The sequence below is a fragment of the Ruegeria sp. CF4 genome, from assembly GCF_056537345.1.
Map to the genome: position 1 here is coordinate 409398 of NZ_JBQFRJ010000002.1, position 13617 is coordinate 423014.

Genomic DNA, 13617 nt, shown 5'->3' on the forward strand with positions numbered 1-13617 from the left:
CAATGACGGAGATGTGCCATGTATCACAATATTCTAGTACCGATTTCCTTTGATGCCGAACGAGATACCTCGGCACCTTTGAAGCTGGCGCAGATGCTGGCGACGCCCGAGGCCAACGTGACATTGCTGCATGTGGTCGAGCATATCCCGGATTATGCGATTTCTTACATGCCCGCCGAGTATCTTTCCGAGGCCCGTAAAGCCATCCAGACAGAGTTGGACACGTTGGCGGCAAAGGTGCCCAACGCGCAGGGGCTGGTCGTGGAAGGCCATTCCGGGCGCACGATTCTGGATTGGGCCGAGGTGAACAAGCCCGACCTGATCATTATGGCATCGCATCGCCCCGGAATGCAGGATCTGCTGTTGGGATCAACCGCGACTCATGTCGTGCGGCACGCGAAATGCGCCGTGCATGTGGTGCGTTAAGGGATAATTTTTCGACCTCGGGCCCACGCGGCCATGGCTTTGCCACATAGGCATCGTATCACGGCCGGCATGAGCCCTAAGCGACCAAAAGAACAGACGACGCCCGGCCCGCGCCTGACCAGACGGCAGCGCAGGGCTGAGGCTGTGCGCCGCAAGGCTCTGTCTCCGATCCGGATTCTGATGATGGTGCTGGCCTTGCCCCTGACCACGGGGATGATCGCAATCGGGGTCTATATTCGGGTGAGCGACTATGACCGTCCCGAAGCCGTTGTGCATCTGGTAGCCATGGCTGGATGTGATGTCGTGCAAAAGCTCGTCCCCGGTCCGTTTTATGAGGGCGGTCCGGGATATCACAAACGCAACGATCCCGATGGCGATGGCGTGGCCTGTGGGCCATCCGCATCCCGCGCGGTTTCAAGCTTTGCGCAACAAGCTCCGACGATCACACCAGAGGTCGAGGCCCCGAAAGAGCGCACCGTCGGGACCGCCAAGTTCCTGAAACCCTGATCTGCATTTTGCGGGGATGCGCTCAGGACAGCGGAGCCCTGGCGCAGTCGCGAAAGAGGCGCACCTGGGGTGCGGCGCCATCCAGTGCGAACTCGGTCAAGCTGTCTGGTGTAAAGGCATAGGCGGTCTGATTGTATTCTAGCCCATCCAAAACATTGCCGAACCCGGTGTCCGTCACGGTAAGGGATGCAGCGTTTCCCGACAACACATGACGTTCCGTAGCGATTTCGATGGGGTTCGGGCCGTCAAACCGCATGGCAAACCATGGGGTCTGGGTCCAGCCTTCGGCCTTGTGAGTGATGGTCAGGGTATAGAGCGGCTGAGCCGGGTCGTAGGTCAGGAAAATCTGTGCCGTGCTCGTGTCATGCGACAGGGTGCAAATTTGTCCGACCGTTGCCTCCCATGCGGTGGCTGGCGTGGCTAGGATGAGTGATAGCAGAATGACGCGCATGGGCGATTATTTAGCTGCTGATGGACCTCAGGCAAGAGTGGCGACCTGCCTTATCTCAACAGATTGGTGTCGCGCGAAACGGCCTGATTGTTCACTGCGTCGCGCGCCAGATCCTTGGTCTGCCCCCCGCGTATCCCCTGCACGACACGTTTCGCAATACTCGTGTTGGGCACGGTGTTCGGGTATGTCATGGCAACCATTTGGAAATACGGTTTGTGATCTCAAACGTGGCGGAGGGGACGCTGGGCTGCAACCTTGAAGTGTCAGGGCCTGCGTTTGGGTAAGGTGCTAGGTTGAAAATAGCCTGATTCCTCAAGTATCAATGCGAGATTTCAAGTCGCTATGTTACGTTGCGCGCGGCGCGGCCGTCCCGGTCACGTCTTATGGCAATTTCGCCAGACGAGGGAGGAAAGTGATGTTTGCACGTATTACCCAATACAAAATGAAGCCCAGCTCGCGTGAGGCGGCGACGGAGAAAATGAATGAATTGAAATCCGAAATCATGGGCATGCCCGGCATGCACAGCTTTACCAATGTGATGAACGAGGACGGCTCGGGCTATGTGATCTCGGTGGTCGAGAGCGAGGCGACCTCGAACGCGAACGCGCCCAAAGTGGCCGAGCTATGGGGCCATTTCGCCGAATTCATGGAAGGCCCGCCGACGCCGGTTGGGTATGATGTGATTGCCCATTGGGATAAGGGGTAAGCGATGGGGCGGGGATTTCCCCGCCCGTTATTATTTTGGCGCGGCTTGTAAGATGGGGCTTTACCCCATCATGCGCTTTGGTCGCCTCGGAGTGAAGGATTGGAAACCCATCCTACGACCATCAACTCATCATTTGATCGTGCGCATTGCAGATCAGTTCGACAAGAAATTGATCATTCAACCCCTCATCGTCAGACTTCAGGCTGAATTTGTATGTTCCATACCTTTGATTATAGCCCAGATAATCACACATAGACTCTTCGATTGATGCCAATGTTTCAGCTTCTTGAGGCAGCCTAACTTCAAGGACCATTGTAGATTTTCTGGGGTGAAAGACACAGAAGTTTCGCGAGCGACCGTCGATTTTAGGTCCAATGTAGTGTTTGGCGAAGTTGAGTTCTGAGTTTGGGATCTGGGCTTCCATCAGTTGAAAAATTCGCTCTACAACACCGATTGAAGCTGAAGACGCACGTTCAATCCAATATGAGCGATCTGTTTCAACGAACTCTTCGAGCTCTTTGTCGCTGCCATAGTATTCTTGCCGTGTATCCAAGATTTTGGAGAACATGATACTTAAACCGAGATTGCTTTTTGTAGCCGAAAGCTTCAGAGCAATTATCGGCACTGAATTTCCTAGCAACGTAATAACGTTAAAGAAGCGACCGGTGATTTCTTCTGCAATCAATACACAAACGTGATCGATTCCCTTGTAGCGCGAGCGCTGCAAGTCCCAATATTCTATTGCGCGAATAATGTGAGACGGGTCGGTTTTGCCAAGTTGAATTTCCACGCAAAAACGAGTCGGCTCACTGTCTTGAAGAAGAAGGTCTAGAAAGCCGCCACCAACCTGCGGCACTTCCGCTCCGATCAGATCCAATTCACCTAATCCGAGGCACCCGGGTGAAGATTTAATCAACTCTGCAATTTGTTTTTCGCTAACGCTTTTCTCGCTCTTGAGATTTATCTCTCTAAGTATTTCTAATTCCATACCTTTTTCCTATTTCGTGAGGATTCAATTCCTCACCGCTTCCGTCTCTTCACATTCCCACCCCGCTGCCCCGGCCTGCCAGCCGTTGACCGCCCGTGCGATTTCACTGCGTCTTCCGAGGCTTTTTCGACCGCCCATTGGCGCGCCATGGGGTCGTCGGCGACGGCGAGGTCGACCGCTTCCAGACGTTTGATCTCGTCCCGGATGTTGGCGGCCTCTTCGAATTCCAGGTTCTCGGCGGCTTTGCGCATTTGCTCGCGCAGGCCGTCCAGATGAGCCTCGAGGTTCGCGCCGTGCATCGGTTTGTCGATGGTGGCGGTGACGCGGTTCATGTCGACATCGCCTTCGTAGAGACCCGCCAGAACGTCCTCGACATTCTTCTTCACCGTCTCAGGCGTGATGCCGTGTTCTTCGTTATAGGCGAGCTGTTTGGCGCGGCGGCGGTTGGTCTCGCCCAGGGCGCGCTCCATCGAGCCGGTGATCTTGTCGGCATACATGATCACCCGGCCATCGGCATTCCGCGCGGCACGGCCGATGGTCTGGATCAGCGAGGTTTCCGAGCGCAGGAAGCCTTCCTTGTCGGCGTCCAGAATGGCGACCAGCCCGCATTCTGGGATGTCGAGCCCCTCGCGCAGCAGGTTGATCCCGACCAGCACGTCGAAGGCACCCAGCCGCAGGTCGCGCAGGATTTCGATACGTTCCAGCGTGTCGATATCCGAGTGCATGTAGCGGACTTTGATGCCCTGTTCGTGCAGGTATTCGGTCAGGTCCTCAGCCATGCGTTTGGTCAGCGTGGTGACCAGCGTGCGATAGCCATCGGCGGCGACCTTGCGCACCTCGTCCAGCAGGTCGTCCACCTGCATCGACACGGGGCGGATTTCGACCTCGGGGTCCAGAAGGCCGGTGGGGCGGATCACTTGTTCGGTGAAGACACCGCCGGTCTGTTCGATCTCCCACTTGGCCGGGGTGGCCGAGACAAAGATGGATTGCGGGCGCATGGCGTCCCATTCCTCGAACTTCAGGGGGCGGTTGTCCATGCACGACGGCAGGCGGAACCCGTGTTCGGCCAGCGTGAACTTGCGGCGATAGTCGCCCCGGTACATGCCGCCGATCTGCGGCACGCTGACGTGGGATTCGTCGGCAAAAACGATGGCGTTGTCGGGGATGAATTCGAACAGGGTCGGGGGTGGTTCGCCCGGTGCGCGACCGGTCAGATAGCGCGAGTAGTTCTCGATGCCGTTGCAGACGCCGGTGGCTTCGAGCATCTCCAGATCGAAGTTGGTGCGCTGTTCCAGACGTTGGGCTTCCAGCAGTTTGCCTTCGCCCACCAGTTGGTCCAGCCGGATGCGGAGTTCCTTTTTGATGCCGATGATGGCCTGCTGCATCGTTGGTTTCGGCGTCACGTAGTGGGAGTTCGCGTAGACACGCACATGCTCCATTGTGGCGGCGCGTTCGCCGGTCAGCGGATCGAATTCGGTGATCTGTTCCAGTTCTTCGCCGAAGAAGGAAAGCTTCCACGCGCGGTCCTCAAGGTGGGCGGGCCAGATTTCCAGACTATCCCCGCGCACCCGAAACGACCCGCGCTGAAATGCCTGATCGTTGCGGCGGTATTGCTGGGCGACCAGATCAGCCATCACCTGCCGCTGATCATATTCGTGACCCACCTTCAGGTCTTGTGTCATCGCGCCGTAGGTCTCGACCGAACCGATACCGTAGATGCACGAGACCGAAGCCACGATGATCACGTCATCACGTTCCAACAGCGCGCGGGTGGCCGAGTGGCGCATCCGGTCGATCTGTTCGTTGATCTGGGATTCTTTCTCGATATAGGTGTCCGAGCGCGGCACATAGGCCTCTGGCTGGTAATAGTCGTAGTAGGATACGAAATACTCGACCGAGTTCTCTGGGAAGAAGCCCTTGAATTCCCCGTACAGCTGCGCTGCCAGCGTCTTGTTTGGCGCCAGGATGATCGCAGGCCGCTGCGTTTCCTCGATCACCTTGGCCATGGTGAAGGTCTTGCCCGTCCCGGTCGCACCCAGCAGAACCTGATCTCGCTCACCATCATTCACTCCGCCTGCCAGCTCTTTGATCGCCGTGGGTTGGTCGCCTGCAGGATTGAACTCGGTATGCATGACGAACTGCTTGCCGCCTTCCAGCTTCAGGCGGGCGCGCACGTCCTCGGCAGTCAGTTGGGTTTTGTCGGAATGGGCGTATGGCATAGGCAAGCTCCGGGTCAGGCCCCTACATTTGTTCTTATTTTGTCCATCTGCAAGGTCAGATCTGGATTCATTTCCTGCTATGCGGTCCGGTGTTGAGCGTCAGGGTGCGTTTGAAGCTTCGCCGCCAAAGCGGACAGGTTCTCGGCCAGCACGCGGCCCATCATCATCTTCAACAGGGTTTGCCCCATCAACCAGCCGAGGGGGCCGTATTTCATGCGATAATCCATGCTCCAGATAACACGGCTGCGGGTGTCGGACAGCGGTGTGATGGCAATCGTTGCCTGCGCCTCGTGCAGAGGCATCGCCATCTGCGACAGCCGCACGGTGTAGCCTCGGTTGATCTGCCAATCCGTCACCTCTTCGACCAATGATGTGCCGTTCGCGAAGTGACACCGACGTTTCGATCCGACCCCATCCGATCCCTCGGTCAAAGCATCCACCGATGTCACCTGCGGAGCGAAGTCGTCGATATGCATGAAGCGGCTGAGGATAGCCCATATGTCCTCAGGTCGAGCGTTGATGTCGAGGTGGCGTTCGTGGTGAATCATCTAGCTGTCCTTTTCTCGGGTTCGTGCCGTAAATAGCTCCACCTGATGACAGTTCCTGACATCAATATTTCCATGACATCCGCGACAATTGTCATCTTGTCCCGGCGCGCGCTCTGACGCATAAACAGCTTCAGCCAAGTGAGTACGGAGAGGCGACATGCGCGCACGGATTTACCAGCCTTCGCGAAACGCGATGACCTCGGGGATGGCCAAGACCCGTAAGTGGGTTCTGGAGTATGCTCCTGCGTCGGCGCGTGAAGTTGATCCGCTGATGGGCTGGACCTCATCCAACGATACGCAAACTCAGGTGCGCCTTAAGTTTGATACCAGGGAAGAGGCGTTGGACTATGCCAAGGACAATGGCATCGAGGTGCAGGTCAGCGAGCCGCATAAACGCAAGCCGAACCTGCGCGCGCGTGGCTATGGGGAGAATTTCGCGACTGACCGGCGCACGCCCTGGACACACTAAGTGATCGAAATCCGCGAAGCCGACCCGACATCGGACGCCTTGCGCCCGCTGGTCGAGGCGCATTTCGCCCATAGCGAAACGGCTGGACCGGCCGAGAGCAACCATACCATGGATGCCGCGTCACTTGCTGGTCCGGGGATTCGTTTCTGGGCGCTGTATGAATCAGGCAAACCTTTGGGTTGCGGCGCGCTCAAGGCTTTGCCGGATGGCACGGCGGAGGTGAAATCGGTTCATATCCTGTCCTCCGCGCGAGGACGAGGGCTGGCACGCGTGATGATGATTCATCTGGCGGATCTGGCCCGTACCGAAGGCACTACAGCGCTGGTTCTGGAAACCGGCGCGGCCCATTTACCCGCCTATGACGCCGCGCGTCGGCTCTATGAAACATTGGGCTACGGCTATTGCGACCCGATCCATGGCTACGAGCCCGATCCGAACAGTGCTTTCATGCGCTTGGCCCTTGAACCCGGGTCGTAAAAACCGCAAGAAGGGCGCAGCGGTCCCTTAGCTCAACTGGATAGAGCAGCTGACTTCTAATCAGCAGGTTGAGGGTTCGAGTCCTTCAGGGATCGCCATCAAACTTGGATTTTGACCGTATATCTCCGTTGATGTGCATTCGGATTGGGCCGCGGAATTGCTGGCATCGACGATCAATCGGATCGACTGATGCAGGAAAGCTACAGGTCAAGCGTCGAACCAAATTCGAAACGGTCGTAAGACACGTGCCTAAGCGATTATGCGCCGTGCACGCGGCAACATTCCGCAACGTAAAGAAAGCCTCTCTTTTCGGCGCTCACGCATTGCCGTAAGCCAAGCATGCTGAATTTGGTGGGGGCCAAGATGAAACTCAGTGCGTTGGAAGTTGTCTGCATAATTCTGGCAAGCGTCGTGGCGTTTGCCGGGTTTATCGGTGCCGCAAGTGCCCTGATTTCGGCTGTCTGAAAACGGCCTGGATCGATAGCGGTAGAGCGCCGTCTACGACTGTTAAGGCCGATACTGCCGAACACCGAAGAATGATCCCCGGTGGTGCATCTCAAGCGCATTAACAAAAACTAATTTGGATTGAAGGCCGTCCGTAACCAACTCAGGAGATGAACGGACACGGAGGTTTCAGGATGTTCGACAGCAAATCTATCTTTGCTGCCGGTGGGTATGATGGCGATGACCAGATCAGCAGGATCGGCAAGCTCACCATGACATCAGCGGCCAATACTGCGGAGCTTGTTTTTGACACCCCTTGCGGGCGCGGTCAGGTGCGGATGTATATGCCAGCCGAATTAACGGCAGATGATCGTGCCGAAATGTTCGCACAGCTCGCTGAAATCGAGCGGGGTAAATCGGCCAGAAATAGCTGAAGCGTGAGCCTCCATCCGCGAACCCAGAGGCAATGCACCCAAAGTTTGATGGAATGGTGGGTGATGAGAGACTCGAACTCCCGACATCTTCGGTGTAAACGAAGCGCTCTACCAACTGTTACACAGACGCTCCGCTGTCTGAGCTAATCACCCGTGAGGGATTGTACGTGTTTTCCCAAAGCATCAACTGCGGTTTTCTCAGGTGAACCCTCGTGGTTCGAGTACGACACTTACTGTAACGGAATCGGAGGTCAAGTCGTTACATGTACGGGTAGGTGTATTTGGTTCAGGCCCGACAAAGATTGTTAAGGGGATTACTGCAATCGAGAACGGTGTAGCGGTAATTTTGTTTAACATCATCACGTTGTTGCAAATACTCTGATCGGAGGACAAAGTGCCTTCCAACGGTTAGAGGATTCTTCACGAGGAATGAAGTTTGAGACATAGACCACCCGATTTGGCAACGCAGATTGAACGTGCAACTCTACCGCGCGGCTTAGAGGGCTTTCTGTTCCCTTTGTTTGAAGCTGTAACGAACTCACTCCACTCGATTGAAGATCGCTTTGATGATGAGGCACAGCGGAAGGGTTTGATCAAAATTGTGTTTGATCAGGATCATCAACGCATTGACGTAATTGACAACGGTGAAGGCTTCACTCGAGCAAACACAGAGCATTTTCTAACTCCGTTTACTGGGCACAAGCTTCGGCGAAATGGCAAGGGATTTGGACGATTTATCTCGTTCAAGATATTCGACGAAGTCTTGTATGCTTCGCCCACCGAGAACTCTGATGGATCATTTCGTAATACCATTTATGAATATCGCCCTGTTGATCCCGAAGATAATTTGGTCCCTTTGGACGGGACGGAGAAGATCGCACGACATGCGCATGACAGAGGGGTTTCGGTTTCGTTTCGCAAACCAAAGGAAGAGCACCTCAAATATTTCGACTTCACGTCAGAGGACGCAGACGAAGACTATTCTGAACTGAGTATTGTCACAGCGATTCTAGACCACTTTCTTTTACAGTTCATACAGAACAAGGTGCCTACCAACTTCTTGCTAGAAATAGGTGGGGTTACTTTCAACTTGTCCGAATACTTCTCAAGCAGCATTTATAGAAAGGGACAGCGCTTAGTTCCAATCGAGATCGGAGGCGAAGAGCAGAATTTCGAGTTCAACATCATGCAGATTGACGCTGACAAAGCAAAACAGCACGATCTGTATTTTTATGCTGACAACCGGGCCACAAGTGATCTCGAACACATCTCAAAAGGTCTGAAAGAAAGCGCCTTTCAAGACGAAGAGGGACGAAGATATTTCTACCTATTGGCTGTTACCAGTCAGTATTTCCGTGCAAGTCAATCACGTGATCGTATCGAAAACTTGAATGAACAAGTTGGAGAGGGGAAAAGTAGTAAAGCACTCAAGAAAGTTCTGACTCAGTGTGCCAAGGACATCATTCTCGAATTGGAACCAGCTTACACAAAAAAGCGCAGAGACGTTATTCGTAACAACCTTCAAGAAATTCTCGTACTAGATCCAATTCTTCGCCGTGGTCTTGGCAACAAATCCATTGAGGAGTTTGTGAATAGCCGAGGAATTTTGGAGAGCAAAGAGCAACTCGCTAGTGATTTGTTCATCGAAAGACAGCGACTTAAATTCGATTTCGCCAAAGTCAATTCCTCGATGCCCTATGAGGAACTTCAACGAGTCGTAAGAGACAATATTCGAGACGAAGCCAAAGAAGCTCTAGCGGTATACGTTGCTTATCGCACCAACGTCATAAAAGTGCTTACTGAGATGCTGACACGTCGAGATGGCAAAGTCGCCAAGGAAGATGCAGTTCATGAGCTAATTTATCCCCGTTACAAAGATAGCGAAGAGATCGACTACGAAGGACACAACCTTTGGCTGATTGACGATGACTTGGCATACGCTGAATACATCTCGAGTGACAGAACGACGACGGGCACAAGAAGAAGAGCCGGTGACTATGCACACGATCTTTTAATCAACAGTGAAGAAGAACTGTTAATAGTCGAGTTGAAGCGGCCTCTTAAGGAATCATTTGATAACGATGAAGAGGCTAGGCACCCAACCGACAACCCCGTGCAACAGGTAAAGGATCAAGTAGCGCAAATCAGAGACAAAGGTTTCATCAAGGATAGCAACGATAACAAGATTACAATTAAACGTGAAAGAATGGTCCGATCATACATTCTACTGGATTGGAATGAAAAATTGGAAGCCTACTTAGGGCGTGAAGAGTTCGTACTTTCCAACTTTGGTGGCCCCATGGCTTACCGATACTTTCCTTGGCACAATATGATGGTGGAAGTGCTCGATTATAATCGTTTGGCAGATCGAGCGGCTAAGCGAAATGAAGTTTTTGAAAACATACTAAAAGGTAATGCCGATTACTCTGGTCGAATGCTTTCAGACCCCCTGTTGGTAGAGGTAAAAACTGGGTAAAACTAACGCTTACCGTGCAGACCCTCTGGTAGAAAATTTGGTAGGATATCAAAAGAAACACTTCTTTCCTTTGGCAATGGTTTCACTCGTCTTGCTTCTAACTGGTCACAGCTAAAGGTAGTTTTGATTTTGTATTCAATTACCTCTAGCTGTGTAACTTTTTTCTATCTCAGCGGCTATTCTCCACAACCACTGACTGATGAGCCTCATTAACGATCCGATAGACTGATCTCTGAGAAATACTTAAGCGCTGGGCGATCTCGTGCTTCCTATAGCCTTGACCTAGTAGCTGAAGCACCTCAGAGGTTCTCATACGTGCCGTTGGTTTTCTGCCTTTGTATCTACCCTCGGCTTTGGCTTTGGCTATTCCCTCTCGCTGCCGTTCCAGCATCATCTCTCTTTCAAACTGAGAGATAGACCCTAGGACATTAAGCATGAGTTTCCCTGTAGCTGTGGAGGTATCAAGGGACATGTCGAGTACTTTTAGACCGACGCCACTTTGAGTTAAGTCATCCACTATCTCTCCGAGGTGTCGGACCGAACGAGCAAGGCGGTCAAGCTTGGTGACTATGAGGACATCTCCTTCTCTGCAGTAGCTGAGAGCTTCACTGAGCGCCTCTCTGCGGGCTACTGAGGAGACTTGTTCGGAGTAAATTTTCTCGCATCGAACCTCCGAGAGTGTCTTCTGTTGGGCTTCCAGTCCTGCTTGTTGTTCCAGTGTAGATGTTCTTGCGTATCCAATGATCATGTTGGTGGTCTCCTTTAGGTTCCTAGATGTTGAGGCAGTTGCCTGCCAAAAGCCGAGATCGACTTCATTGCCACCATTTCCGCCACCCTCGGCAGATGGACACAGAACCTTGGCCTATTGGCAGCGTTTTTTGTCTGGAAACAAAGGGGTGGGGGGTTTTAGAAACCGACTTCAAAAAGTAGGGGATTATTGTTCTTATTATTACCTCTGAGAAACGGTCCCTCGGTCCATAAAAGGGGCCATCTCACGCAAAGTAGCCTCACCCGAGCTTAGAGTTCCGCTGAGTTATGGAGCTAAATCACCAAGGGTGGATAGTATGTGTTTGCCTCTTGCGGAAGTATGTTGCTCAGTGCAGGTGAAAGAGGAAGCCGCTACCTTAGACTGATCCAAAATAGACTGAGAAATCATTTTGGATGAAGCTGCTGATGGGTTAGCTCTCAACTAATCTCATTAGTAGGAAGAGGATCAGCTTCTATCGAGTTCTTTCAACTGACACGATGCCCAGCGCTGAGAGTAATTCAATGTCAACTGAATAGCTTTTTAGAAGCTTCCTCAGCATCCAATCCTCTATCTTTCAAAGCCCACCGTATGCCGACATAACGAGACATACAGTTGACCCGGTACTAGTGAGTTCCTCAAGGTTTTCTTCTTTTACGGGTTCGGCCATAAGATACTGTTTATAAATGCAAAATAAGGGCCACCACACTTCTGTTTTTGTGGCGCCCAATTCAGGACCTGATCTTGCTCCATTCCTCAGATGGAATTTCACCTTCCCACAACCAATTCAGCAACAGCTTCTGCATCCGCAAAGATGGCAAAAACAGCGTTATCGGTTTCCCGTCTCGGATTTGAGTTCTCCAGAGCCACTGGATCAGTTCAGTTAAGGCATAATCATCATTAGAGATTACGTCTGGACCACCGAACCAATTTAGGATCGAAGGATTGAGGTTTTGGTCATACAGGTAAATTGCATGGGTACAGTGCTTGTAATCGTTCGTACCACGAGTTGTATTCGGCACCCAAGTGGCTCTAGCCTTGGAACGACCACCGAGAGATAGACGACTACCACTGGCATAAGGCCCCGGCATAAAAGCTGTTAGCAATTCGCCATCACTGCCAATCTTCGGGCCGTTCCCGTTCCGATACCATTTAGTTTTGGGACACGTAATCAGAATGTTTTCAAGGCTTACCTCGGACAAACGGTATCGCCTAAGACCACTGAGAGCTTTGGGAACCACTGCGTTCAATATCGTAGAGTTCGCTTTTGTCTGGCTGTTGTAGGAGAGGCTAATTCCTCTGATTGAGCGGATGTCTTGAATGGTGATGAGTTCTCTTGCTCTACGGACGAACTTTCGCTCAATCTCTGGAGAACCTGTGTCGTGCACTGGGTCCAACCCAAGGCGCTTGAGGTAAGCGTACATAATAGACCCCTCAGCTTTGTAAGTGTAGACAGTCAGAGAGTTGCCAGCCTTGAGCAGACCCTCAGGCATGACCGCAAGGTTAATACCGTCAGTGATATGGTAGAGACGACCAGCATTGGCCGTTCGAAAGATATCAGGACTCAGTGCGTCGTCGACTTCATCTATGTTCCTAGCCCATCGATCGGTCGGTGTGATCAATCCAGTGTCAGGATCAATCACTACGTAGCCATCGTTTACGTAGAACTCTTCCCACGATTTCTTTTTAACTCGGTACCCGTCTTCAACAACGGTCATTACCTCATCAATGATGATCTCGTACCCGTCCAACAGCCCCATCTGAGCAACGTCAGCAAGGTTATTGAACATGGCGTGAGTGGTGACGACGTTGTGCTTCGCCTCCAGCAGTGCAATCAGATGATCTTTCTTAGTGTCAATTTCACGCTCGTCTTGCACTACCTCTGGCTGTCTGACGGAGACACGGGCGTCTCGGATGATACGATCACACTCAGACAACAACGGAGTGACAATGAGGTAGCGTTTTGTTGCCTCTAGGTTGTTGATCATCTCGGTTGTCTTTCCGGTACCACATGGTCGATCAATGATGACAACTCGGCGGACTGGGGATGTTGCATCGGCAAATGGCAGAGGATCATGCCTCATAGTTGTGTTCACTTTCTAAGAAATTGTGGGGTTGATGGTTGACTGAAGTGGTGCTTCTCAGTCGAAGCGGATTTCGCTCCTTAAGAGTATAGTTGGAGACCCCTATGCGCTGGGCGTGACAGAGGCGTGGGCAGGTAACATATCGACTGTGGCAGTTCGTTTAGTGAGCACTGGTGAAGGAAAACCCTCATCATCTGGGACGCTGCTACTTGGATCGCTGTAGAGCCGGTCAGGCGGTCGCTCAGAGCTTCAAACTACTCCTCGGAGAGATAGTCTTATCTCATTCCCAAAGGTCTCTCCCGAGGAAGTCATTTTGATTTTCCATTGGACCGATCCAAAGAAGCGGTTTTCTCCAAGGCAGATACTGCCGTATCGAAAAGAACAAGAAATAAAGCCGCTAGTGTTTTCCACTGCGACCCATAGTTTCGAAATTTGTGAAGGAAGATCCGAGCGCTGCATCGTCGACAGATGATTTGTCTCTAGGGTCAGGACCTATAAGCACAGCCCTTCACTTTCTGGGTAAAGCGGACGTTTGTTGCTGTGCAGCGTATGACGCAACGAAGCCCAAAATTACCATTAGTCAGATCGCAGCGAATGTCTGGTTTTCTAGACCTGTTAAAAACATGTGGATATCAGGCCAAAC

At 52.4% G+C, this 13617-nt stretch carries 15 protein-coding genes and 2 tRNA genes; 9 read left to right on the top strand and 8 right to left on the bottom strand.

Annotated elements, in window-relative coordinates; genetic code table 11:
- Positions 1 to 18 precede the first annotated feature (18 nt).
- Both ACR0NF_RS08750 and ACR0NF_RS08755 read left to right on the top strand, forming a co-directional pair.
- Positions 19 to 426: a universal stress protein gene (locus tag ACR0NF_RS08750; RefSeq protein ID WP_480470815.1), complete on the top strand. Its 408-nt coding sequence runs from the start codon at positions 19 to 21 to the stop codon at positions 424 to 426.
- 69 nt (positions 427 to 495) lie between these two features.
- Entirely contained in the window at positions 496 to 933 is a 438-nt protein-coding gene (locus tag ACR0NF_RS08755) for an excalibur calcium-binding domain-containing protein (protein ID WP_480667298.1), read from the top strand.
- Between the two features lie 22 nt (positions 934 to 955).
- Here ACR0NF_RS08755 and ACR0NF_RS08760 read toward each other — a convergent pair whose 3' ends face one another.
- Complete coding sequence (locus ACR0NF_RS08760) at positions 956 to 1384, bottom strand: hypothetical protein (RefSeq protein WP_480778093.1); 429 nt, start codon at positions 1382 to 1384, stop codon at positions 956 to 958.
- A gap of 50 nt (positions 1385 to 1434) precedes the next feature.
- The gene (locus ACR0NF_RS08765) at positions 1435 to 1575 is read right to left on the bottom strand and encodes a hypothetical protein (protein WP_480778094.1); all 141 of its coding nucleotides are present in this window, start codon (positions 1573 to 1575) and stop codon (positions 1435 to 1437) included.
- Between the two features lie 224 nt (positions 1576 to 1799).
- Between ACR0NF_RS08765 and ACR0NF_RS08770 the strand changes: the two genes are divergently transcribed.
- Positions 1800 to 2090, top strand: a complete 291-nt coding sequence (locus tag ACR0NF_RS08770; protein WP_480778095.1) for a hypothetical protein — start codon at positions 1800 to 1802, stop codon at positions 2088 to 2090.
- A 121-nt stretch (positions 2091 to 2211) separates the two neighbouring features.
- Here the strand turns inward: ACR0NF_RS08770 and ACR0NF_RS08775 are convergent, their stop codons facing one another.
- From ACR0NF_RS08775 to ACR0NF_RS08785, 3 genes are all read right to left on the bottom strand, one after another.
- Positions 2212 to 3078 (bottom strand): hypothetical protein, encoded by an 867-nt coding sequence (locus tag ACR0NF_RS08775; protein WP_480778096.1) that lies wholly within the window; start codon positions 3076 to 3078, stop codon positions 2212 to 2214.
- Between the two features lie 32 nt (positions 3079 to 3110).
- A complete protein-coding gene (gene uvrB, locus ACR0NF_RS08780; protein ID WP_480470809.1) occupies positions 3111 to 5297 on the bottom strand; it encodes an excinuclease ABC subunit UvrB in 2187 nt (728 codons plus the stop codon).
- 77 nt (positions 5298 to 5374) lie between these two features.
- Positions 5375 to 5845: an SRPBCC family protein gene (locus ACR0NF_RS08785; RefSeq protein ID WP_480470808.1), complete on the bottom strand. Its 471-nt coding sequence runs from the start codon at positions 5843 to 5845 to the stop codon at positions 5375 to 5377.
- 157 nt (positions 5846 to 6002) lie between these two features.
- On the opposite strand from ACR0NF_RS08785, the gene ACR0NF_RS08790 reads away from it, so the two are divergent.
- From ACR0NF_RS08790 to ACR0NF_RS08810, 5 genes are all read left to right on the top strand, one after another.
- On the top strand, positions 6003 to 6314 hold the full coding sequence (locus tag ACR0NF_RS08790) for an ETC complex I subunit (RefSeq protein ID WP_480470807.1): 312 nt from the start codon (positions 6003 to 6005) through the stop codon (positions 6312 to 6314).
- Positions 6315 to 6791, top strand: coding sequence for a GNAT family N-acetyltransferase (locus ACR0NF_RS08795; protein ID WP_480659379.1), 477 nt, complete (start codon positions 6315 to 6317; stop codon positions 6789 to 6791). It begins immediately after the preceding gene.
- A 21-nt stretch (positions 6792 to 6812) separates the two neighbouring features.
- A tRNA-Arg gene (locus tag ACR0NF_RS08800) sits at positions 6813 to 6889 on the top strand.
- Positions 6890 to 7130: 241 nt separating this feature from the next.
- The gene (locus ACR0NF_RS08805) at positions 7131 to 7256 is read left to right on the top strand and encodes a hypothetical protein (protein ID WP_480470805.1); all 126 of its coding nucleotides are present in this window, start codon (positions 7131 to 7133) and stop codon (positions 7254 to 7256) included.
- Between the two features lie 173 nt (positions 7257 to 7429).
- Entirely contained in the window at positions 7430 to 7669 is a 240-nt protein-coding gene (locus ACR0NF_RS08810) for a hypothetical protein (protein WP_480470804.1), read from the top strand.
- 54 nt (positions 7670 to 7723) lie between these two features.
- Here ACR0NF_RS08810 and ACR0NF_RS08815 read toward each other — a convergent pair.
- Positions 7724 to 7822: transfer RNA gene (locus ACR0NF_RS08815), tRNA-Val, on the bottom strand.
- A gap of 304 nt (positions 7823 to 8126) precedes the next feature.
- Here ACR0NF_RS08815 and ACR0NF_RS08820 point away from each other — a divergent pair.
- Positions 8127 to 10145 carry an ATP-binding protein gene (locus tag ACR0NF_RS08820; RefSeq protein ID WP_480778097.1) on the top strand — a complete coding sequence of 673 codons (2019 nt, stop codon included), beginning with the start codon at positions 8127 to 8129 and terminating at the stop codon, positions 10143 to 10145.
- A gap of 169 nt (positions 10146 to 10314) precedes the next feature.
- On the opposite strand, the gene ACR0NF_RS08825 is transcribed toward ACR0NF_RS08820, so the two are convergent.
- Positions 10315 to 10893: a recombinase family protein gene (locus tag ACR0NF_RS08825; protein WP_480778098.1), complete on the bottom strand. Its 579-nt coding sequence runs from the start codon at positions 10891 to 10893 to the stop codon at positions 10315 to 10317.
- A gap of 728 nt (positions 10894 to 11621) precedes the next feature.
- Positions 11622 to 12878 (bottom strand): hypothetical protein, encoded by a 1257-nt coding sequence (locus tag ACR0NF_RS08830; protein ID WP_480778099.1) that lies wholly within the window; start codon positions 12876 to 12878, stop codon positions 11622 to 11624.
- Between the last annotated feature and the right edge of the window lie 739 nt (positions 12879 to 13617).

Coding starts and splice junctions, on each gene's coding strand:
- ACR0NF_RS08825 (WP_480778098.1), bottom strand. CDS start 10,893: ATGATCATTGGATACGCAAGAACATCTACACTGGAACAACAAGCAGGA.
- ACR0NF_RS08760 (WP_480778093.1), bottom strand. CDS start 1,384: ATGCGCGTCATTCTGCTATCACTCATCCTAGCCACGCCAGCCACCGCA.
- ACR0NF_RS08755 (WP_480667298.1), top strand. CDS start 496: ATGAGCCCTAAGCGACCAAAAGAACAGACGACGCCCGGCCCGCGCCTG.
- uvrB (WP_480470809.1), bottom strand. CDS start 5,297: ATGCCATACGCCCATTCCGACAAAACCCAACTGACTGCCGAGGACGTG.
- ACR0NF_RS08790 (WP_480470807.1), top strand. CDS start 6,003: ATGCGCGCACGGATTTACCAGCCTTCGCGAAACGCGATGACCTCGGGG.
- ACR0NF_RS08765 (WP_480778094.1), bottom strand. CDS start 1,575: ATGACATACCCGAACACCGTGCCCAACACGAGTATTGCGAAACGTGTC.
- ACR0NF_RS08830 (WP_480778099.1), bottom strand. CDS start 12,878: ATGATCAACAACCTAGAGGCAACAAAACGCTACCTCATTGTCACTCCG.
- ACR0NF_RS08750 (WP_480470815.1), top strand. CDS start 19: ATGTATCACAATATTCTAGTACCGATTTCCTTTGATGCCGAACGAGAT.
- ACR0NF_RS08785 (WP_480470808.1), bottom strand. CDS start 5,845: ATGATTCACCACGAACGCCACCTCGACATCAACGCTCGACCTGAGGAC.
- ACR0NF_RS08770 (WP_480778095.1), top strand. CDS start 1,800: ATGTTTGCACGTATTACCCAATACAAAATGAAGCCCAGCTCGCGTGAG.
- ACR0NF_RS08810 (WP_480470804.1), top strand. CDS start 7,430: ATGTTCGACAGCAAATCTATCTTTGCTGCCGGTGGGTATGATGGCGAT.
- ACR0NF_RS08775 (WP_480778096.1), bottom strand. CDS start 3,078: ATGGAATTAGAAATACTTAGAGAGATAAATCTCAAGAGCGAGAAAAGC.
- ACR0NF_RS08805 (WP_480470805.1), top strand. CDS start 7,131: ATGCTGAATTTGGTGGGGGCCAAGATGAAACTCAGTGCGTTGGAAGTT.